This window comes from Moritella sp. (assembly GCF_013215705.1).
Taxonomy (GTDB): domain Bacteria; phylum Pseudomonadota; class Gammaproteobacteria; order Enterobacterales; family Moritellaceae; genus Moritella.
On sequence record NZ_JABSQR010000042.1, the window covers coordinates 16,249 to 38,411 of the forward strand.

General features: G+C 39.8%; 16 protein-coding genes. 11 read left to right on the forward strand and 5 right to left on the reverse strand.

The genetic code is table 11. From position 1 onward, the window contains the following. Positions 1-51: 51 nt before the first annotated feature. The gene (gene hrpA / locus HRT96_RS20750; RefSeq protein WP_293160406.1) at positions 52-3,960 is read right to left on the reverse strand and encodes an ATP-dependent RNA helicase HrpA; all 3,909 of its coding nucleotides are present in this window, start codon (positions 3,958-3,960) and stop codon (positions 52-54) included. A gap of 513 nt (positions 3,961-4,473) precedes the next feature. Here hrpA and glpT point away from each other — a divergent pair. Continuing rightward, the gene (glpT, locus tag HRT96_RS20755) at positions 4,474-5,835 is read left to right on the forward strand and encodes a glycerol-3-phosphate transporter (protein ID WP_293160408.1); all 1,362 of its coding nucleotides are present in this window, start codon (positions 4,474-4,476) and stop codon (positions 5,833-5,835) included. Positions 5,836-5,904: 69 nt separating this feature from the next. Here glpT and HRT96_RS20760 read toward each other — a convergent pair whose 3' ends face one another. Further along, entirely contained in the window at positions 5,905-6,330 is a 426-nt protein-coding gene (locus HRT96_RS20760) for a CBS domain-containing protein (RefSeq protein ID WP_293160410.1), read from the reverse strand. Between the two features lie 393 nt (positions 6,331-6,723). On the opposite strand from HRT96_RS20760, the gene leuC reads away from it, so the two are divergent. From leuC to HRT96_RS20790, 6 genes are all read left to right on the forward strand, one after another. Further along, on the forward strand, positions 6,724-8,124 hold the full coding sequence (leuC, locus tag HRT96_RS20765) for a 3-isopropylmalate dehydratase large subunit (RefSeq protein WP_293160412.1): 1,401 nt from the start codon (positions 6,724-6,726) through the stop codon (positions 8,122-8,124). A gap of 31 nt (positions 8,125-8,155) precedes the next feature. Beyond that, a complete protein-coding gene (leuD, locus tag HRT96_RS20770; protein WP_293160414.1) occupies positions 8,156-8,776 on the forward strand; it encodes a 3-isopropylmalate dehydratase small subunit in 621 nt (206 codons plus the stop codon). A 112-nt stretch (positions 8,777-8,888) separates the two neighbouring features. Then, positions 8,889-10,427 carry an alpha-isopropylmalate synthase regulatory domain-containing protein gene (locus HRT96_RS20775; protein ID WP_293160416.1) on the forward strand — a complete coding sequence of 513 codons (1,539 nt, stop codon included), beginning with the start codon at positions 8,889-8,891 and terminating at the stop codon, positions 10,425-10,427. A gap of 376 nt (positions 10,428-10,803) precedes the next feature. After that, a complete protein-coding gene (locus HRT96_RS20780; RefSeq protein WP_293160418.1) occupies positions 10,804-12,726 on the forward strand; it encodes a PrkA family serine protein kinase in 1,923 nt (640 codons plus the stop codon). Positions 12,727-12,749: 23 nt separating this feature from the next. Continuing rightward, positions 12,750-14,018: a YeaH/YhbH family protein gene (locus HRT96_RS20785; protein ID WP_293160420.1), complete on the forward strand. Its 1,269-nt coding sequence runs from the start codon at positions 12,750-12,752 to the stop codon at positions 14,016-14,018. Between the two features lie 9 nt (positions 14,019-14,027). Continuing rightward, positions 14,028-15,539 carry a SpoVR family protein gene (locus HRT96_RS20790; RefSeq protein WP_293160422.1) on the forward strand — a complete coding sequence of 504 codons (1,512 nt, stop codon included), beginning with the start codon at positions 14,028-14,030 and terminating at the stop codon, positions 15,537-15,539. 58 nt (positions 15,540-15,597) lie between these two features. Here the strand turns inward: HRT96_RS20790 and fadR are convergent, their stop codons facing one another. Then, on the reverse strand, positions 15,598-16,377 hold the full coding sequence (fadR, locus tag HRT96_RS20795; RefSeq protein WP_293160424.1) for a fatty acid metabolism transcriptional regulator FadR: 780 nt from the start codon (positions 16,375-16,377) through the stop codon (positions 15,598-15,600). A 244-nt stretch (positions 16,378-16,621) separates the two neighbouring features. On the opposite strand from fadR, the gene nhaB reads away from it, so the two are divergent. From nhaB to HRT96_RS20810, 3 genes are all read left to right on the forward strand, one after another. Beyond that, on the forward strand, positions 16,622-18,208 hold the full coding sequence (gene nhaB, locus HRT96_RS20800) for a sodium/proton antiporter NhaB (RefSeq protein WP_293160426.1): 1,587 nt from the start codon (positions 16,622-16,624) through the stop codon (positions 18,206-18,208). A gap of 136 nt (positions 18,209-18,344) precedes the next feature. Beyond that, on the forward strand, positions 18,345-18,869 hold the full coding sequence (dsbB, locus tag HRT96_RS20805; protein WP_293160428.1) for a disulfide bond formation protein DsbB: 525 nt from the start codon (positions 18,345-18,347) through the stop codon (positions 18,867-18,869). Positions 18,870-18,881: 12 nt separating this feature from the next. Beyond that, positions 18,882-19,190, forward strand: a complete 309-nt coding sequence (locus HRT96_RS20810) for a DUF1244 domain-containing protein (protein ID WP_293160430.1) — start codon at positions 18,882-18,884, stop codon at positions 19,188-19,190. Positions 19,191-19,283: 93 nt separating this feature from the next. On the opposite strand, the gene HRT96_RS20815 is transcribed toward HRT96_RS20810, so the two are convergent. Both HRT96_RS20815 and HRT96_RS20820 read right to left on the reverse strand, forming a co-directional pair. Continuing rightward, positions 19,284-19,565 carry a pyrimidine/purine nucleoside phosphorylase gene (locus HRT96_RS20815; RefSeq protein ID WP_293160432.1) on the reverse strand — a complete coding sequence of 94 codons (282 nt, stop codon included), beginning with the start codon at positions 19,563-19,565 and terminating at the stop codon, positions 19,284-19,286. A 108-nt stretch (positions 19,566-19,673) separates the two neighbouring features. Beyond that, entirely contained in the window at positions 19,674-20,885 is a 1,212-nt protein-coding gene (locus HRT96_RS20820; RefSeq protein WP_293160434.1) for a hypothetical protein, read from the reverse strand. 286 nt (positions 20,886-21,171) lie between these two features. On the opposite strand from HRT96_RS20820, the gene HRT96_RS20825 reads away from it, so the two are divergent. Then, complete coding sequence (locus HRT96_RS20825) at positions 21,172-22,131, forward strand: lipid A deacylase LpxR family protein (RefSeq protein WP_293160435.1); 960 nt, start codon at positions 21,172-21,174, stop codon at positions 22,129-22,131. The last annotated feature ends 32 nt before the right edge of the window (positions 22,132-22,163 follow it).

The following is a 22,163-nucleotide window of genomic DNA, read 5'->3' on the forward strand; positions in this document are numbered from 1 at the left end:
GGCTTCTCTGTTTTGTTATAACTGACCGGTCCTAAATCGCATTAAGTCAGACTACAAACTCGCTTTAAACTCTGCAAATGCGATTTTAACGCGTTTAATCGACACCGGATAACTGGTCCCTAATTGTTGAGCAAATAACGATACTCGCAACTCTTCCAACATCCAACGCAGTTTTAATAACTCACGTTGTTGCGCAAGTGTTAATCGTGGCATCTTAGTTAACTCAATATACTTTTCCAATAACGGTTGCACTTCAACCGAATGACCACGATCACGGATAGGATCAATCTTTAGTTTATTCAATCTATGCTCAATCGCTGCAATGTAACGTTGTACATCCGCTAATTTCTTAACACCGGTATTGGTCACAAAACCACTGTAAATAAGCTTTCCTAGTTGCGCTTTAATATCACCATTCGCCACGATCATATCAAGAGAAACTTTACCTTTAATCTGTTTATGCACTTGATGTGCCGCGGTTAAAATTTTCTCAACCTGTTTTGCCACTTCAACCGTTTCATCAGCAATGTTGGCACGAACCCGTTCTTTTAATACTTCAAAGCTGTCAGCATCACTCGGTGCGGGCTGTTTTTCAATGATGTTATCAACAGCACAAGAAATACAATCGTGGATCAAGTCAGTTATTTTACCAAACGGGTTGAAATACAGTCCTAGTTTCGCTTTGTTTGGCAGTTTCTGTTCAAGGTATTTAATCGGTGATGGTACATTAAGTAAAATCAAACGACGCAAACCCGCTTTTGCAGCGACAGCAGCATCTTCTTGATGATCGAACAACTTAATTTCAACCGAATTTTTGTTATCAACTAATGCCGGATAAGCTTTAACTTCATAACCACCATGTTTTTGCTTGAATTCAGTGGGTAAGTTACCGAAATCCCAGGTAATAAGGTCCTTTTTCTCAATGCCTTTATCGGCTACTTTGACTAACGTTTTTTGGATATTACCTTGTAGTTTTTGCTTTAACGCACCGAGATCATCACCAACACAAATTTGTTTTAGATTTTCATCTACAATCTTGAAATGCATTTTAAGGTGAGTTGGTAGCGTTAAGAGCTCCCATACATCTTGCTCTAAACGGACACCCGTCATGCGCAATAACTGTTTATTCAGACTTGCGGCTAATTCACCTTGGCTAGGGTCCATATTCTCCAGTGCTGCTCCTGCATAATTTGGCGCAGGTACAAAATTACGGCGTAGTGTTTTTGGCAACGCCTTGATCATGGTAATGATTAATTCTTCACGTAAAGCAGGGATCAGCCAATCAAAGCCTTGTTCATTAACTTGATTGAGGATCGCTAATGGAATAATCACCGTGATACCATCTTCAACGGTACCCGGTTCAAAATTGTATTCCAATTTAAATTTAAAGCTGTTTTGACTCCAAAATTCTGGATAGCTTTGTGCAGTAATAGCTTCGGCATTATGCTTCATCAAGCGAGCTTGGGTGAGCGTTAATAAATCCGGCGTTTGCTTGCTCTCTTTTTTCCACCAGCTATCGAAATGACGGCCAGAACAAACATGCTCAGGGATAATATCCGCATAGAAGCTGAATAAATCATCGTCACTGACCAAAATATCACGACGACGTGATTTATGTTCTAGCGCATGAATACGCTCTACTTCCGCCATATTGTGTTTAAAGAACGTATGTTTAGTATTAAACTCACCTTCCACTAAACCACTGCGAATAAATATTTCGCGGCATAATGCAGGGTCAATTTGACTGTAGTTCACCATGCGCTTAGCTACAATGACTAAACCATACAGCGTTACTTTTTCAGCGGCAACAACCGCACCGCGGCGTTTTTCCCAGTGCGGTTCACTGTAAGTTGATTTGTTTAAATGCTTAGCGAGGGGTTCAATCCATTCCGGTTGAATTTTTGCTGCGATACGACCAAATAAACGCGATGTTTCCACCAGCTCAGCAACCATTACCCATTTCGGCTGTTTCTTAAATAAACCTGAACCCGGAAAGATATTAAATTTACTGTTACGCGCACCTAAATAATCTTGGTCTTTATCTTTAAAGCCAACATGACTTAACATACCCGCTAGTAGCGCTTTATGAATATTATCACCGTTACTGATCGCGCCTTCTTCATTAACGACGACTTGATTAACAGTAAAACCTAACTCTTTCACTACTTGTAATAATTGACCGTAAATATCCTGCCATTCACGTACCCGCATATACGCAAGATAATCTTTCTTACATAAACGACGGAACTGCGATGACGATAACTCATCTTGTTGTTGCTTGACGTAATTCCATAAATTCAAAAACGTAATAAAGTCGGATTCTTTATCGTAAAAACGACGATGCTGTTCATCAGCCGCTTGTTGTTTTTCCATTGGTCGTTCACGTGGGTCTTGAATCGACAGCGCTGCAGTAATCACCATTACTTCATTCAAACAACCATTGGTATTGGCTTCCATGACCATACGCGCCAGACGTGGATCAATCGGTAACTTCGCCAATGCTACACCGACAGGTGTGAGACGTTTATTATGGTCAGCGTTACTGGTATCAATCGCACCGAGTTCTTCGAGCAACTTTAGGCCGTCGGTAATATTACGGCTATCTGGCGGCTGTACAAATGGGAAGTTAGCAACATCCCCTAACCCCAATGCATGCATTTTTAAAATAACCGAGGCGAGGTTAGTACGGGTAATTTCAGGATCCGTGAATTCGGGACGATTATTAAAATCATCTTCACTATAGAGTCGAATACAAATACCTGCGCTAACACGTCCACAACGGCCCATACGCTGATTTGCACTGGCTTGTGATATAGCCTCAATCGGCAGGCGTTGCACTTTAGTACGGAAACTATAACGGCTTATACGCGCAGTGCCCGGATCAATCACATATTTGATACCAGGTACCGTTAATGACGTTTCCGCCACGTTAGTCGATAACACAATACGACGACCAACATGACTTTGGAAAATGCGATTTTGCTCAGCATTAGTCAGACGTGCATACAAAGGCAGCACTTCGGTATCTCGCAGTTTTAACTTGTTTAACGCATCCGCAGTATCACGGATCTCTCGTTCACCGTTAAGGAATACCAGAATATCACCAAGGCCTTCGCTCTGCAGTTCATCGACCGCATCAACAATGCCTTGGATTTGATCACGCTCATGCCCGTCTTCTTGTTCCGCTAACGCGTTATAACGCACTTCAACAGGATAAGTACGGCCAGATACTTCGATCATTGGCGCGTTATTAAAGTGCTTAGAAAAACGTTCTGGATCAATAGTCGCAGAGGTAATAATCACTTTTAAATCAGGGCGACGATTAAGTAATTGTTTTAAATAACCGAGGATAAAGTCAATATTTAAACTACGTTCATGGGCTTCATCAATAATGATCACGTCATATTTACTTAAGAAGCGATCTTGTTGGATCTCCGCCAATAAAATACCGTCTGTCATCAATTTAATGTAACTTTTCTTACTGACATTATCGTTAAAACGGATCTTATAACCAACGTGCTCACCAAGCTCTGAATCTAACTCTTCAGCAATACGGTTCGCAACCGTACGTGCGGCAAGTCGTCTTGGCTGAGTATGGCCAATCATGCCATCAATGCCTAAGCCAAGCTCGAGACATATTTTAGGGATCTGAGTGGTTTTACCTGAGCCCGTTTCACCCGCAATAATAACCACTTGGTTATTTAAAATAGCGTTAGCGATATCGTCACGTTTTTGACTAATCGGTAGCGTTTCAGGATAGGAAACAACGGGTAAGTTATCAATACGCGATTGACGCAGACTCGATGATGCAGCAATATCTTGCTGAAGCTTATCAACTGCTTTTTCTTGCTTTTCAGAAGGTAATTGTTGCGCGGTTTGCAAACGACGTTTAAAGCGAAAACGATCGGAATGCATACAATTAGATAGCTCAGCTGTCAGGGATTTGAAGATACTCTGCATAATAGTTAGAAAGCGCCCATTAACTCTAGTTTAAAAGCGAAATACTATGCCAGTCTTTATTGAATTTCAAATGATTATTGAATTTCAAATAAAAACGCTTTAACCACACACTTAAAATCTTGATAGATAATCGTTATGGCACATTTTTTAAGCGATTTGTTCGTAACCGTCACAAAATATATATATTTATTCATAAATAGAAAAATTTATTTATCATTCCTGACATGAGCATTAATACCACTCATCCCCCCTTCCCTCATTCCTCATTCCTAGTCAATATATAGCTTAATAAGCTGTCACGATTTATTTACAAAGCCTAAAACAATGCACCAACCAGATGTTGCTAGTCATATATAGGCATGTGCTTGATGTTAAAAAGATATTTATTCGATCTACATCACATCAATATTGTTCGAAAGAAAATAGAATCCACCCGATGTTTATTCGAACGAACATCACACCCTATAAAATGGTTATTTAAAACCATCAACACGTTAAAACTCGAGGTTATAAATGTTTGGTATTTTCAAACCGAAAGAGCACATTGCTCGTTTACCCGCAGACCAAGTTGACTCCAGCTATAAATATTTAAGATGGCAGTTATTCTTTGGTATTTTCGTTGGCTACGCAGGCTACTACCTAGTTCGTAAAAACTTCAGTTTAGCCATGCCATATCTGATTGAACAAGGCTTTAGCCGTGGCGATTTGGGTGTTGCTTTATCTGCGGTATCTATTTCTTATGGACTATCTAAATTCTTGATGGGCAGTGTTTCTGACCGCTCTAACCCACGCTATTTCTTAACCGCTGGGTTATTAATGTCAGCCGCGATCATGTTTACTTTTGGCTACATGCCTTGGGCAACCAGCAGTATTACTGCAATGTTCGTGTTACTTTTTTTAAATGGTTGGTTCCAAGGTATGGGCTGGCCTGCTTGTGGCAGAACCATAGTTCACTGGTGGTCTAAAAAAGAACGGGGTGAATTAGTTTCCGTTTGGAATGTTGCGCATAACGTCGGTGGCGGTTTAATCGGCCCTATGTTCTTACTTGGCTTATGGGCATTTAATGACGATTGGCATTCGGCATTTTATGTTCCAGCTTTCTTTGCTGTACTCGTCGCCGTCTTTGTCTGGTTCACCGTGCGTGATACTCCGCAATCTTGTGGGTTACCACCAATCGAAGAGTATAAAGATGATTACCCAGATGATTACAGTACAGATCATGAACAAGAAATGACGGCAAAAGAGATTTTCTTAAAATATGTTCTTAATAATAAACTGCTATGGTCTATCGCGATTGCTAACGCCTTTGTTTACTTGATCCGTTACGGCGTTTTAGATTGGGCCCCTGTTTATCTAAAAGAAGCAAAAGGTTTCACTGTCGATGGTTCTTCTTGGGCTTATTTCTTGTATGAATGGGCGGGTATTCCAGGCACCCTACTTTGTGGTTGGATCTCAGATAAATTATTTAAAGGACGTCGTGCGCCAGCGGGAATACTATTTATGGCTCTGGTCACTATTGCAGTGCTTGTTTACTGGTTTAACCCACCAGGAAACCCGGCCATCGATATGGCGGCGTTAATTGCGATTGGATTCCTAATTTACGGCCCTGTCATGTTAATTGGTCTATATGCACTTGAGCTTGCACCTAAAAAAGCCGCAGGCACAGCGGCAGGCCTAACAGGTCTATTCGGCTACCTCGGTGGTGCGGTAGCTGCAAACGCAGTGCTGGGTTATACAGTGGACCATTTCGGTTGGGATGGCGGTTTCATGGTACTCGTCGCCTCTTGTTTCGCGTCTATCATTTGCTTAACTTACGCGTATTTCGGTGAAAAACGATTCCACGAGAACAAAGCAAACGATGCAGCTATTGCATAGTTAGTACATATTGTTGGTAACTAGTTTAAAGGCTACAAATCTTGTAGCCTTTTTTGACATTGAAATTAACTAAATATTAGCGACATTTTTATAACAAGCTTGTTGTTGTTTATCCATTGCTTTGAGTACATCTCGACGAGAAATGATCCCCACTAATAAACCCTCTTCGTCAATTACTGGATAAACCTTAGGTTTAACGTCTAACATTTGTTGTGCTAATTCAATAATACCGTCTTCAACCCGCACCGTGAGTACATCCGATCTCATCAAATCTTCAACTATCGCGACCTCTTCACAGTAATAACTCGATTCCAGTAATGATGCTAAGCAATCCTGCTCAGATATCCAGCCAATAAGCGTATCACTATCATCTACCACAGGAGCACCGATATGACCTGATTTTAGTAATCGGTCTACAGCGGTGGCCACCGGCATATCTGCGGTTAACTTAATTGGCCGTAACTGCATATAATCAGATACTTTTAAAGAATTCATTCCCTCACCCCTTTAATACTTTGATCTATTTAAAATAATACATGGCTATTACTTCTTTTAAGGATAGCTTATATGGTTATTTCTACAATCAAGATCTTAAAATGGCTAAAATTACTTTATTTCCAACATTGAAAAGCTGAAAAGTAAAAAAACAAAACATAATGTAAAAAACAAATAACTCCATTAACAGCGAGGTTATCGACATATAAAACCAGTTAATTTAAATTAAGTAGTATTATAATCCTATATAACTGCAATTAACGAGACCACACCGCCCTCGACATTTGTAATTAAAACGGTTAATGAAATTATGTTCTTGAAGACAAGCGCATAATTGTCATAGTATCGAAGGATAAGAAAGTATAAATATCTCGCTTGATGGGAAGGGAAGCAATGAAAAAGACAATGTATGAAAAAATTTGGGATTCACACTTAGTTCACGAACCTAAGAATGGCACCCCGCTACTCTACATCGATCGTCACTTGATGCATGAAGTAACAAGTCCACAAGCATTTGAAGGCTTAAGAGTTCAACACCGTCCGATCCGTAATCGTCATAGTATCTTGGCAACAATGGATCACTGTGTACCGACTGTTGACCGTCATTTACCGATTAAAGATCCAATTGCCGCGAAGCAGATTGATACGATGGCAAATAACTGTAGTGAACACGACCTGCTTATTTACGATATGCAGAGCGTTAATAACGGCGTTATTCATATTGTTGTACCTGAACATGGTTTCATTCATCCAGGTATGACAGCAGTGTGTGGGGATTCACATACCGCTACACACGGTGCATTCGGTGCGTTAGCATTCGGTATCGGTACTTCTGAAGTTGAACATGTCATGGCAACTCAGACGCTACAACAGAAAAAATCAAAAACCATGCTAATAAGCGTAGAAGGTACATTATCAAAGTATTCAACAGCAAAAGATATTGCCCTTGCTGTTATCGGTAAAATTGGTACTGCTGGCGGTACTGGCCATGTCATCGAATTTGCAGGTTCTGCCATCCGAGACCTGACCATGGAAGGTCGTATGACCTTATGTAATATGGCGATTGAAGGTGGCGCACGTGCCGGCCTTATTGCACCAGATGAAACGACATATGCTTACCTTAAAGGTAAAGAATTCGCACCCAAAGGTGATCACTGGGCTGCTGCTCTCGCATACTGGAAATCACTACCAACTGATGACGGTGCTACATTTGATACTATCGTCGAGCTTAAAGCGGAAGATATTGCACCACAAGTTACTTGGGGTACATCACCAGAACAAGTTGTAGCAGTAAACGCAACGGTACCTTCACCAAGTGATTTCAGTGATGAAATTAAAGCGTCGGCATGTAAAGGTGCCCTTGCCTACATGGACATCGAAGCCGGTGCCGCAATCACTGATATTAATATTGATCTTGTGTTCGTTGGTTCTTGTACTAACGGCCGTATTGAAGATTTCCGTGCCATTGCTGAATTAACAGCGGGTAAAAAGGTAAGCGCTTCAGTACAAGCTATCGCAGTTCCTGGTTCATACCTTGTTAAAGAACAAGCGGAAAAAGAAGGTCTAGATAAGATCTTAGTTGCTGCGGGTTGGGAATGGCGTGAACCAGGTTGTTCTATGTGTCTAGCAATGAATGGTGATCAACTAGGTGAAGGTCAACGTAGTGCATCTACGTCAAACCGTAACTTCGAAGGTCGTCAAGGTAAAGGTGGTCGTACACACCTTGTATCACCAGCAATGGCTGCAGCAGCAGCGATTGAAGGCCATTTTGTTGACATCCGTAACTGGACATAACATTTAGCACATTAGTGATCAAGGAATTAAAATGAAAGCATATAAAAATCATACTAGTGTTGCTGCATTAATGAATCGTAGTAACGTAGATACAGATCAAATCATCCCAAAACAGTTCTTGAAAAAAGTTGAACGTACTGGCTTTGGTATTCACTTATTTCATGATTGGCGTTTTCTTGATGATGGTTCAGAAAATCCTGAATTTGAATTAAACAAACCGGCATTCAAAGGCGCTAAAATTTTAGTCGCGGGCGATAACTTTGGTTGTGGTTCATCACGTGAGCATGCGCCGTGGGCAATTGAAGATTTTGGTTTCAATACCATTATTTCAACTAGCTATGCTGATATTTTTTACTCAAACTGCTTTAAAAACGGTATTTTACCAATCCGTGTAAGTAAACAAGAACTCGCCGCGTTAATGGCTGAAATTGAGGCAAATGAAGGTATCGAGTTTACTGTTGACCTACCTGCACAAACAGTAACAACACCGGGTGGTATTGTTATTAATATTGAGGTTGACCCATTCCGTAAGCAAAGCCTTATCGAAGGCGCTGATGATATCTCATGGACATTAAAGCATGAAGCTAAAATCACTGAATTCGAAGCTAAAAATAAGCAGCAGTTTCCATGGTTATGGACTGAAGCAAGCTAACGTTCGGTATAGCACAGTCTTAGTAAATAACAGAACACACTAAGATTCGGTTTAAAAGCGGATAGTCATCTTCTATCCGCTCCTTCCCTACAATTTGAAGCAGGTAGCAAATATGGAAATAGTGCGCCCTCAAGTCCAATTAATGGACACAACTCTTCGTGATGGAGAGCAAACCCAAGGGGTCTCCTTCACCCCCGACGAAAAAGTTAGTATTGCCAAAGCCCTACTCCAATCCCTTAATGTTGACCGAATTGAAGTTGCATCTGCACGCGTTTCGCTTGGCGAAAAACACGCCGTATCCTCATTAATGCAGTGGGCAGAACAAGAACAAGTTGCTGACCGAATCGAAATACTGGGTTTTGTCGATCATACCAAAAGCGTAGATTGGATAAGTTCCAGCGGTGCCAAGGTAATCAACTTACTTACCAAAGGCAGTGAAAAACACTGTACCGAGCAGCTCAGAAAAACCCCTTCTCAACATATTGCCGATGTCAGGGAAACGATTTACTACGCAATAGAACAAGGATTAACGGTAAATATTTACCTTGAAGATTGGTCTAACGGTTACAGTGATAACCCTGAATACGTTTATAACATGGTCCGTGAGCTATCGGATTTACCTATCCAACATTACATGCTGCCTGATACGCTTGGGATCATGTCGCCAGACGAAGTTCACACTAGCCTATCTGACATGATAAGGCGTTTCCCAAAGCTGAAATTTGATTTTCATCCACACAATGATTATGGCTTGGCAACAGCGAATGCGCTTACCGCTGCAAAAGTGGGCATTAGTGCTATCCATTGCACAGTAAACTGCTTAGGTGAACGCGCAGGTAATGCGTCTCTGGCCGAAGTTGCTGTGGTATTGAAAGATAAACTCGGTATCGAATCATCAATCAATGAACAACGCATTCATCAGATTAGCCAAATGATTGAAAACTTCTCAGGTAAGATCACATCGGCAAACGCGCCAATCATCGGTGCAGACGTGTTTACACAAACCAGTGGTATCCATGCTGATGGCGATAACAAAGGCGGATTATATCAAACGGTATTAGGTCCTGAACGATTTGAACGTACACGTACCTACGCACTCGGAAAAATGAGTGGCAAAGCATCGCTTGAGAAGAATTTAGAAGATTTAAACATTGATTTGACTGCGGAACAAAAAACCAAGTTACTCCAACGAATTGTGACACTCGGCGATCAGAAAGCCACTATCACACCAGAGGATTTGCCCTTTATTATTGCCGATCTGTTGGAAAGCAAAGATTACTCGCACATTGAACTGCTCAACTGTTCGATAACATCAGGGTTAAATGTTGACTCAACGGCAAGTATCCGTGTTCGCATTGGTGATGAAATGTATAAATCTGCAGGCTCAGGTAATGGCGGATTTGATGCTTTCAGTATGGCGATACAAGCGATTATGCAAAAGGTTGGCTTTGACTACCCGAGCTTAGAAAACTACCAAGTGCGTATTCCACCAGGAGGTAAAACCAGTGCATTAACAGAAAGCTTTATCACTTGGCAGCAAGATAATAAAACCTTCCGCACCCGTGGCGTTAGCTCTAATCAAGTATTTGCAGGTGTACAGGCCACAATGAGGATGTTAAATAAATTGCTACATGAAAAGATAACAGCATAAAACCTCATCCATACCGAATATCGCAATGCCATGATAAATACAGAGCAATACCACCATTAATAAATATCCATCCTAAATAATATTTATTCACATTTCGATTAGACTATACTTTATTTATATATCGAAAAATCAATATTTAACAATACAAAGACCCACAAAACAACTCTAATCACTCCGCATTCACTGACACACGCACATTTATCATTAAAATATAATATTGTCACCACAATTATAAAAATAAAAAACGCTTATAAAACCGCAATTTAATTGCGCAATTTTAAAATCAAAGTCTAAATTTAAACTAGTAATGAGAAATAGTTCAGACTTGTAGATGCTAATGTTTGCGGATGCAAGTAATTTCATTTGGGGGTTACTAATGGGTATTTTTGAACATTATCAGCAAAGATACGAAGAAAGTCGTGAAGAAGAGTATACAATTCAAGAATTCTTGAATTTATGTCGTGACGACAAAAGCGTATATGCATCTGCAGCTGAACGATTATTAAACGCAATCGGTGAACCAGAAATGGTTGATACCGCGACCGATTCTCGCCTAAGCCGATTATTTTCCAACAGAGTTGTGGCGCGCTACCCTGCTTTTGCAGACTTTTACGGCATGGAAGATGCTATCGAGCAGATTGTTGCGTATCTAAAACACTCAGCGCAAGGTCTAGAAGAAAAGAAACAGATCTTATATTTACTCGGCCCTGTCGGTGGTGGTAAATCATCAATAGCCGAAAAATTAAAAGACTTAATGCAGAATATCCCCATTTACCGCATAAAAGGATCCCCCGTAAACGACCATCCATTTAGCTTATTTGATGTCAATGAAGATGCCAATATCTTACGTAATGAATACGGTATCCCAACCCGCTGTCTGGGCCATGTGATGTCTCCTTGGGCCGCTAAACGTTTACAAGAGTTTAGTGGTGATATCAGCAAGTTTAAAGTTGAAAAAGTACACCCATCGATACTTCACCAAATTGCCATTGCTAAAACAGAACCAGGGGATGAAAATAATCAAGATATTTCATCGTTAGTCGGTAAAGTTGATATTCGTCAGTTAGAACATTTCTCACAAGATGATCCGGATGCTTACAGCTATTCAGGGGCATTGTGTAAAGCAAATCAAGGCATTATGGAGTTCGTAGAGATGTTTAAAGCACCGATTAAAGTGCTGCACCCCCTACTTACGGCAACGCAAGAAGGTAACTATAACAGTACTGAAGGTCTATCAGCGCTGCCTTTCGAAGGCATTATTCTTGCTCACTCTAATGAATCCGAGTGGCAAACATTCCGTAATAACAAAAATAACGAAGCCTTTTTAGATCGGGTATACATAGTTAAAGTCCCTTACTGTTTACGTATCAGTGAAGAACAGTCTATTTATCGTAAATTACTCGAAAACAGTGCATTACATAACGCCAAATGTGCGCCTGGGACTCTCGATGCGCTTGCTCAATTCACCGTGCTATCTCGACTGAAAGACCCTGAAAACTCATCAATCTACTCGAAAATGCGCGTTTACGATGGCGAGACCTTAAAAGATACCGATCCGAAAGCCAAGTCATATCAAGAATACCGGGATTACGCTGGTGTAGACGAAGGTATGTCAGGCCTTTCTACCCGTTTTGCTTATAAGATCTTATCTAAAGTATTCAACTTTGATCATGTGGAAGTTGCCGCTAACCCTGTACACCTTTTTTATGTACTCGAACAGCAGATTGAGCGCGAACAATTCCCGCAAGATATTGCCGATCGATATTTAGAGTTCTTGAAAGGTTATTTAATCCCGAAATATGTTGAGTTTATCGGCAAAGAAATTCAAACAGCTTACTTAGAATCTTATTCTGAATATGGCCAAAACATTTTCGACCGCTATGTTATATATGCCGATTTCTGGATCCAAGACCAGGAATATCGAGACCCTGAAACAGGCCAATTATTTGATCGCGAAGCATTAAATAATGATCTAGAAAAAATAGAAAAACCAGCGGGCATAAGCAACCCTAAAGATTTCCGTAATGAAATCGTTAACTTCGTTTTGCGTGCCAGAGCCAATAACAGCGGTAAAAACCCAGCTTGGGTTAGTTATGAAAAACTCCGTGTTGTAATCGAAAAGAAAATGTTCTCCAATACCGAAGAGTTGTTACCTGTTATTTCATTTAACGGTAAGACATCCACAGACGAACAGCAAAAACATGACAACTTTGTTGACCGCATGATGGAGAAAGGCTACACAAAAAAACAAGTGAGACTGTTGTCAGAGTGGTATTTACGTGTACGTAAATCATCATAACGGTATTCGTTTAAGGGGATGAGATGGCACACTTTATTGATCGCAGATTAAACGGTAAAAATAAAAGTACCGTTAATCGGCAACGCTTTATGCGTCGCTATAACTCACAAATAAAAAAGGCGGTATCTGATGCTGTAAATAATCGCAGTATCCAGGATATTACATCTGGAGAAAGTGTCAGCATTCCAACTCGTGACATCTCCGAGCCTATATTTCATCAAGGTAAAGGCGGTGAACGTACCATAGTACATCCAGGTAACGACCAGTTTATTACTGGTGATAAAATAAAACGTCCACCTCCCGGAAGCGGTTCTGGCGCCGGAGATGGTGAAGCCAGTAACAGCGGTGAAGGTAATGATGATTTTAATTTTCAGATTTCAAAAGACGAATATCTTGATTTGTTATTTGAAGACCTAGAATTGCCTAACTTACAAGAAAATCAACTTAACCGAATTGTTGAAATGAAAACCCATCGCGCAGGTTATACCTCAAGTGGTAACCCAGGTAACATCGCGCTGGTGAAATCATTGAAAAACTCATTAGCAAGACGCACCGCTTTAACGGGGAGTAAAAAAAGAAAAGTAAAAGCATTGCAACAGCAACTTGATGAATTAACTAATCAGGGGGAAATTGAAGGCCAGTTTGTTGACGAATTAAAAAATGAAATTGCAGCGCTTAAAGAACGGATCAGTAAAGTGCCGTTCATCGATACATTTGATTTACGCTATAACAATTTTGAGCAATATGCGGTACCGAATAGCCAAGCGGTCATGTTTTGTCTCATGGATGTATCAGGTTCTATGGACCAGCCAACCAAAGACATGGCTAAGCGTTTCTATATCTTACTGTATTTATTTTTAACACGTACTTATAAAACGATTGAGGTGGTTTATATACGCCACCATACACAAGCAAAAGAAGTCGATGAACATGAATTCTTTTACTCGCAAGAAACAGGCGGCACGATTGTATCGTCGGCATTAAAGTTGATGGATAAAATTGTCACCGATACGTTTCCAGCTGACGAATGGAATATTTACGCTGCGCAAGCTTCTGATGGTGATAATTGGGCTGATGATTCTCCTTTATGTCGTAAGATTTTACTTGATAAAATCATGCCGCGAGTACGTTATTTCAGTTATATAGAAATAACGAGTCGTGCACATCAAACATTATGGCGAGAATATGAAAAAGTAGCGGAAAAACACTCACAATTTGCCTTACAACATATCCGCCAACTCGAAGATATTTACCCTGTGTTCCGTGAGTTATTTAAGAAACAGGTCGCTTAGGGAGTCTATATGTTAAGAGATAAAGTGAAGCAGCTCGACGATGGTCCTGATTGGAACTTTCCATTACTTGAAGAATACCATGTCGAAATCAAACGTATTGCTGAATACTATCGACTTGATACTTACCCCAATCAAATTGAAGTCATCACCACCGAGCAAATGATGGATGCTTATTCTTCTGTAGGGATGCCGATTGGTTATAACCACTGGAGCTTTGGTAAGAAATTTATTCAAACAGAGCAGAGCTATAAACGTGGTCAAATGGGGTTAGCCTATGAAATCGTGATTAACTCAAATCCTTGTATCGCCTACCTGATGGAAGAAAATACCATACCAATGCAGGCCTTAGTTATCGCGCATGCCTGCTATGGCCATAATTCTTTTTTTAAAAATAATTACCTATTTAAAACATGGACAGATGCTGATTCCATTATTGATTACCTGGTATTTTCAAAGAACTATATTGCTGATTGTGAACAAAAATATGGTATTGATGCCGTTGAGAATATCGTCGACTCTTGTCATGCATTAATGAATTATGGTGTTGATCGATATAAGCGCCCTAGTGAGCCGTCGTTAAGTGAAGAAAAGCGCCGTCAGCAAGAGCGCACTGATTATTTACAAACTCAGGTGAACGAATTGTGGCGTACCCTGCCCCAATACAATCAAAAAGAAGAACCTGTTGAGCCTAATTATCCCGCCGAACCACAAGAGAACATTCTTTATTTTGTTGAAAAAAATGCACCGCTATTACAATCCTGGCAACGAGAAATAATTCGTATTGTCCGTAAAATAAGTCAGTATTTTTATCCACAAAAACAAACTCAAGTAATGAATGAAGGCTGGGCAACATTTTGGCATTATACAATGACTAACCATATGTATGACGACGGATTAGTATCCGATAAGTTTATGTTAGAAATTTTACATAATCATACAAACGTTATCGCACAACCAGCCTACAATAGTCCTCATTATTCAGGTATCAACCCCTATGCTCTTGGTTTTTCTATGTTTATCGATATTCGGCGTATATGTGAGCACCCAACCGAAGAAGACAAGGCTTGGTTCCCTGATATCGCTGGCAGTGATTGGTTAGACACATTACATTTTGCAATGCAAAATTTTAAAGACGAGAGCTTTATTAGCCAATACTTATCACCAAAAGTAATGCGTGATATGCATTTATTTTCAATCGAAGATAACGAAAATAGTAAATATATTGAAGTATCGGCAATTCATAATGAAGAAGGTTATCAACGTCTGCGGAGTAAATTATCTGCTCAGTATAATTTAAGTAATAATGAACCCAACATCCAGATATTCAATGTCGATAAGAAGGGTGATCGTTCTTTAACGTTACGCTACGTACCTCATAAGGACATACAACTAGACAATAAATCAGCACAAGAGGTGATGAAGCACCTCCATCGGTTATGGAGCTTTGATGTTCGCTTAGAACAAGTTCTAGCAAATGGAGAAACAGAGATTATCAGCCAAAGTGCTAGCCAAAAATCATAAGTTTGGTATAAAAAAACCAGTCAATGACTGGTTTTTTATGCATCTAATTAGCTAATAATTATTTAATGCGTTGTTCGAAAGCCACGCAAATATCATCCCATGTTTCGTCACGATACTGCTGCCAAAGCAGGCCAGAATTCATACCGTAATTACGCACAATATTCAAACAGTCATCAGCTCTATTTTCTACTGCAACCGTTTTTAGTTGTTTGTAAAAATCTTGAGCCAATAAACGAGCTTCAGAGTAATCGAAATAAATTTTACCAAGAATACGATACATATTATCAAAGCCGTTTAGAATCAAAGCATAGACTAAATTACCAGACAAAAAGGCCAATTTATGTAACATGCGGTAATCATATTCAGTGTAGGCATCTTTGTCATCCGCTAATGTTTCAGCTTCAGTTAAAATCTCGGCAACTCTTTCAGGATCACGTTTGATCGCCGCACGAATAAAAATCACACTAATATTGGTTCGCGCTGACAATAAGTCACTCACTAATTCTGGTAGACGTTCAGGATCTAATCGTACTAAATCTTCTAAAATTGAGAGACTTGATGTTTCCCAAAAATTATTCACCTTTGTTGGCTTTCCATGACGAATAGTGAGCCAACCATCACGTGCTAAACGTTGTAGTACTTCACGTAGTGTAGTTCGGGTAACACCAATAAGCTCAGAAAGTTCTCTTTCTGCAGGAAGAATTGAACCTGGAGGAAAGCGATTTTTCCAAATCGATTCGATCAGATATTCTTCGGCAAAGCCAGCTGGACTTTTAGCCTTAATAATACCGTCATTCCGACGCTTTCTATTTGTTTTTTTACTATCAGTAATATCCATTTAACTTCTCATTTGGAAATATAACAGGTTGTATCATCTTGAATCTTAGCATCCAGATGCACATCCGACCAGATTTAAATTAGTTCCTATCATTAGAATAAATTTCTTCCGACATAAATATTAAAATAACTTTATTTGCAATAACCATAATCTGTATCAATAAAAAGGATGGCGTACGTCACTAAATATGCTTAGAATATCGAAAATTTTATTATTCTTTAAACCTTTTATTGGACAACTTCTCATGGACATAAGCCTTAGTACGGCGGCAAAATTAAACTTCTTAGGGAACTCACCTCAGTGGTACAAAATTGCAATCATTGCCTTTCTTATTATAAACCCGATTATCTTTGCCATTGACCCATTTATTGCTGGTTGGGTATTAGTTGTCGAGTTTATCTTCACCCTAGCAATGGCACTAAAATGTTACCCTCTTCAACCTGGTGGTTTACTTGCTATCGAAGCTGTGGTCATTGGAATGACATCAGCCGACCAAGTTCAGCATGAAATTGTGAGTAATATCGAAGTATTATTATTATTAATCTTTATGGTTGCTGGTATTTATTTCATGAAGTCGTTATTACTTTATGTATTTACCAAAATGCTTATTAATATCAAATCAAAAGCATTGCTTGCACTTTCTTTTTCTCTTGTTTCAGCTTTCTTATCTGCATTTTTAGATGCATTAACAGTGATCGCGGTTGTAATTAGTGTCGCTATCGGTTTTTACAGCATCTATCACAAGGTCGCTTCAGGCCGTGATTTTAAACATGACCATGACCATACTGATGATGGGTCTGTCAATGAACTTAAACGTCAAGATCTTGATGACTACCGCGCGTTCCTACGTACTCTTATGATGCATGCTGGTGTGGGTACTGCACTCGGTGGTGTATGTACTATGGTGGGTGAACCACAAAACCTAATTATTGCAGAACAAGCAGGTTGGCATTTTCTGGAATTTGCACTACGTATGGCACCTGTAACAGTTCCTGTGTTCTTTTGTGGTCTGTTGACATGCGTCTTGGTCGAAAAATTCAAAGTATTTGGTTACGGCGCAGAATTACCCGCTTCTGTACGCGCCATACTTGTCGATTTTGACAAGTATGAAGATGCAAACCGTAGCCAACGTGAACGTGTAAAACTTTACACGCAAGCAGCTATTGGCGTTTGGTTAATTATTGGTCTTGCATTCCATTTAGCGTCGGTTGGTTTAATTGGCTTATCTGTCATCATTCTAGCAACTGCATTTAATGGTATTACTGAAGAGCACGCACTAGGTAAAGCATTCGAAGAGGCGCTGCCCTTCACTGCATTACTTGCTGTGTTCTTCACTATTGTCGCGGTTATTATTGATCAGCAATTATTCATACCGTTAATTAATGCCGTATTAGCAGCTTCACCACACGATCAACTGCCGTTATTCTATTTGGCCAATGGTATTCTTTCAATGGTAAGTGATAACGTATTCGTTGGTACCGTTTATATTACTGAAGTTAAAGCGGCATTAGTAAATGGTTCAATTACGCGTGATCAATTTGATTTACTTGCTGTTGCAATTAATACTGGTACCAATCTACCATCAGTAGCAACACCCAATGGTCAAGCAGCATTCTTATTCTTATTAACGTCTGCTATAGCACCATTACTACGTTTATCTTATGGCCGCATGGTTATCATGGCGCTACCATATACTATCGTAATGACCCTTGTTGGTCTTGGCGCTATCCTGTTCTTATTAGAGCCGATGACAAATATCATGCTTGATATGGGCTGGATCAGTGCTCATGTTAGTATCGCCATCGACGCGGTAAAATCGACAGGTCACTAGATCATATATTCGCGAATAAAACGCCGCTATTTGCGGCGTTTTTTTATGCTTACACACTTTTACACTCTGCGTCTCATATCTAGCGCCACAATATGTTATAAAAGTAGATAGTCATTAAACTCACTTGAGATAATATATGTACCAGTTTATTTCTAATCTACCAAAACAACGCCTCCCTTGGGTCTTACTCGCGCTCACAGGCATGGGATTAGAAGCATCAGCCCTCTTCTTCCAATATGTGTTGGAATTAAGTCCTTGTGTTTTATGCGTTTATGAACGTGTGGCGATAATGGGGATAATCATTGCAGGTTTAGTTGGTGCGATTGCGCCTGCCAACCCAATCATGCGTTTTAGTGGTTTTGGATTATGGTTCATCAGTGCAGGTTACAGCTTAAGCCTGGCTATTGAGCATGTCGATATTCAACTAAACCCGTCACCATTTTCGACGTGTGACTTCTTCCCTAATTTCCCGAGTTGGGCGCCACTGCATGAATGGGCACCTTGGTTGTTTAATCCAACTGGTTTTTGTAATGAAATTAGCTGGCAGTTTTTATCGTATACAATGCCACAGTGGTTGATTGTTACCTCTTCAATTTACTTAGCTGTTGCAGCTATTGTATTTAGTTGCCATATTATTGGCCTTAATAAACCAGCCAAATAACAAGGGAAAGTAATGAGTAAATCAGATTTAACACAAGCTCAACAAGATCAACTGGACGCTAAAGTATTACAACGTTTATTAGCACATTTAGATGATAACAAACAAGTTCAAAATATTGATCTAATGATCCTTGCTGATTTTTGCCGAAACTGCTTGGGTAAATGGTATAAGTCTGCGGCCGATGAACTGGAGCTAGACGTGACTGATGAACAAGCGAGAGAACGCATCTACGGAATGACTTATGCTGAATGGAAAGAAAACCACCAGCTACCAGCAACTGAAGAACAACTTGCTGCATTCAATGCGAAGCAAAAAAAATAACGCTAAGCAATTAATCGCTTACTAAAAGGGGGAGAGTAAACTTGACGTTTACTCTCCCCTTTTCACTATTCTATGACTTAATTACCCTATAAATTAACCGTATTGGCAAAGGTATGCTGTTTGTTGCGCTACTTTAACTTGAAACTTACTGTCACCAGGCACATTGAATTGTTCACCTGCACCGAATGTCTGCCATTCTGACTGGCCAGGCAGTAACACCGTTAATACACCAGTAATAACAATCATAATCTCGGCTAAGGCTGTACCAAATTCATATTCACCTACAGCCATAACACCAACACTTGCTGCTTTATCCGCTTCTTTAAATCCAATTGAAGCAACTTGACCATCAAAATACTGATTTACCTTAAACATCTTAAATCCTTTTATACAGTTAACTTAATCTACAACTAAGATATCAGAATAACCGAATATATATTGGATTAACAGTACCCTAACTGACGAACCGATAATTCATGTAGATTAAAAGTTATAATAACCAGTCAACTGGATCATATTATCACCATTGAAGGTTTTATTTGCATAATCGTCCGCACTCACATTAAACCACCAGCCTTCTAGGCCAACAGAAAGTACTTTGGTGACATTTACCTTGGCCTGAACAAAACCATGCTGAGAACCAAAATAAAAATCATAGTTATGACCAATAAGTATTTCGCTATCATTTAAACCCTTCAAGGTTACTCTTACACCCGCAAAAATGTCATTTTGAAAACTATTATCAAAGGCATTTTTACCATGTTGGTCCCAGCTATATTCTGCTAGCAAGTTAACCGCAATATTTTGATTTTGTATTAGCTTAAACTCCGAGCCTAACACCACAGCTCGCGTCGATTTATCTTCAACAATTTTATAAAGCACTTCAGCTTTAAATTCGACCCGGTTCAAATCAGCTTTAATATCCACCGACACTTGATCAACCAAATTAACATGCCAAACAGGGGGGCCGACGTCTGGAGTAATTAATTCAGGTGTGCGTGAATGTCCGCCAAAATAGCTCACGCCAACATCAATATTTTTAATACTCTTGCTATAACGTAGTGCCACATCAGGATGGTATTCTTCTCCCCAACCTTCATATTCATAGCTATAATCATTCTCAAAACTAAAGCGAGCCCCAGGTGTTGGCATAGCGGCCTCACGATAGCCAATCAATATCATCGCTTCCAGTAGTGCGTCTTTAATATTAATACCTAACCTAAACATAGGTTGACCGAGCTTATCTTCTCCGTTCGGTGATTCGTTATAATCAGTTTGATTAACAATATCGACCAAATGGTGGTTCTCCATCACTCCCCAATGTACTTGATCAAAACCGAAAGAAGCTTGCCATTTTGGAGTAACGATAGTTGCTTTTAGCTCTCTAAAATCAAAATTTGTACGTTCATCATCTCGTTCATCAAAACGAAGAAATGGATGTACGGTATACACCATATTATTCCGTTCTGATGACGCTTCCACGTGTGCTGATAACGCTATCGATACTTGATGATAAACGGGATAAGGGTAACTACTATCCACGGGTTGCATTGCTTGATCAGGTCGGTCTAAGAATATGCGCTGCTCCAAGCTTGCGCTACCCTTTACCTTTATTTCAGCGTTGACACTGGTCACAACGCTCGACGTTATAAAGCCTAAGGTGATTAACCCGCAGCATGTTATTATTGATTTCAATTTTATTCCCCATCAAAGAAACCAGTAACTAGGGCGAAGTAATAAACAACGATCCTTGTTGTCTCATTAGTATGTCTTTGTATGCTTATACGAAGCAATTTTTTTAACCAAAATCATACCTAACAAGTCTAAAGCACTAGCACCAAGCAATGAAAACGCATTAGACCCACGTCAATCAAGCATTAAATTAACCCCCAACTCTCAATGCTGGTACAATTAATGCTTAACCTCTATTTATTCACATATTCAATAAATAACGACATAAAAATGACAATAAGGAAAACACATGCGTTTTAAGTTATGCAGCATTATTTTACTGACTTTAAGCCAAATTAACGCGAGCTTTGCAAGTGGCTGGTTATTTGGCATGCATAATGATGTGATCTCAAATGAAGATGGTAATTATACCAATGCAGTTTTCATCAATTATACTACTGAGGAACCTGCATTAAATAACCGTTTTTGGCAAGCGTTAACGCTTTTTGATCCAAACCCACTAAAATACGCCGTTAATTACCAATTTGGCCAACAAATGTGGACTCCTAGCGATATAACAGCCACAACACCACAACCAGATGAACGCCCATACGCAGGGCTTTTATTTGGTGAAGCCAGTGTATTAGGTTATAGCGCAGTCAGCTCTTACCGACTGTCATTATTACTTGGTACAGTCGGTGAGCAATCAAAAGCAGGTGATACACAAACAAAAGTCCATGAATGGGTTGGAGCGGCTACACCTCAAGGTTGGAAGTATCAAATTGAAGATCAAGTTGTCTATCAAGTGACAGCAGAAGCAGATCAACTTATCGGCCGTCCATTGATGCTCATTGGTGAATCGGATCTGTCAGTTTATCAACGCTTAGCCGTAGGTAATTTTCAAAGTGAAGTGGCACTTGGTTCGACAGTACGCTGGGGACCAGATTTAGGGGCTAACTATAATAACCTAAGCCTACACCCTCAGCGGCAACAAGGCATGTTACTGGCACCAAATAGCTCTGGCATTATGCTTTATGCAACAGCAGAGATACGTTATCGTTTCAACGATATTACGATTGAAGGTGATACACCAGATGACGTTCCGGACATTACGTTAAATAACGTACAAGCAACAGTTGCAGCAGGCTTACTTGCCTATTACCACAATATCGGCATGAAATTTAGTGTCGTCGCAATGAGCCCTGACTATGAAGAGGACACACATAAAGAATATATAGTAGGCAGTCTGGGATTATTCTGGCAGTTTTAATAGATCCCCATCACAAAATGGTTGAAATATGC

Coding starts and splice junctions, on each gene's coding strand:
- HRT96_RS20825 (WP_293160435.1), top strand. CDS start 21,172: ATGCGTTTTAAGTTATGCAGCATTATTTTACTGACTTTAAGCCAAATT.
- HRT96_RS20780 (WP_293160418.1), top strand. CDS start 10,804: ATGGGTATTTTTGAACATTATCAGCAAAGATACGAAGAAAGTCGTGAA.
- HRT96_RS20790 (WP_293160422.1), top strand. CDS start 14,028: ATGTTAAGAGATAAAGTGAAGCAGCTCGACGATGGTCCTGATTGGAAC.
- HRT96_RS20815 (WP_293160432.1), bottom strand. CDS start 19,565: ATGTTTAAGGTAAATCAGTATTTTGATGGTCAAGTTGCTTCAATTGGA.
- leuC (WP_293160412.1), top strand. CDS start 6,724: ATGAAAAAGACAATGTATGAAAAAATTTGGGATTCACACTTAGTTCAC.
- HRT96_RS20775 (WP_293160416.1), top strand. CDS start 8,889: ATGGAAATAGTGCGCCCTCAAGTCCAATTAATGGACACAACTCTTCGT.
- glpT (WP_293160408.1), top strand. CDS start 4,474: ATGTTTGGTATTTTCAAACCGAAAGAGCACATTGCTCGTTTACCCGCA.
- HRT96_RS20785 (WP_293160420.1), top strand. CDS start 12,750: ATGGCACACTTTATTGATCGCAGATTAAACGGTAAAAATAAAAGTACC.
- leuD (WP_293160414.1), top strand. CDS start 8,156: ATGAAAGCATATAAAAATCATACTAGTGTTGCTGCATTAATGAATCGT.
- nhaB (WP_293160426.1), top strand. CDS start 16,622: ATGGACATAAGCCTTAGTACGGCGGCAAAATTAAACTTCTTAGGGAAC.
- HRT96_RS20760 (WP_293160410.1), bottom strand. CDS start 6,330: ATGAATTCTTTAAAAGTATCTGATTATATGCAGTTACGGCCAATTAAG.
- hrpA (WP_293160406.1), bottom strand. CDS start 3,960: ATGCAGAGTATCTTCAAATCCCTGACAGCTGAGCTATCTAATTGTATG.
- dsbB (WP_293160428.1), top strand. CDS start 18,345: ATGTACCAGTTTATTTCTAATCTACCAAAACAACGCCTCCCTTGGGTC.
- fadR (WP_293160424.1), bottom strand. CDS start 16,377: ATGGATATTACTGATAGTAAAAAAACAAATAGAAAGCGTCGGAATGAC.
- HRT96_RS20810 (WP_293160430.1), top strand. CDS start 18,882: ATGAGTAAATCAGATTTAACACAAGCTCAACAAGATCAACTGGACGCT.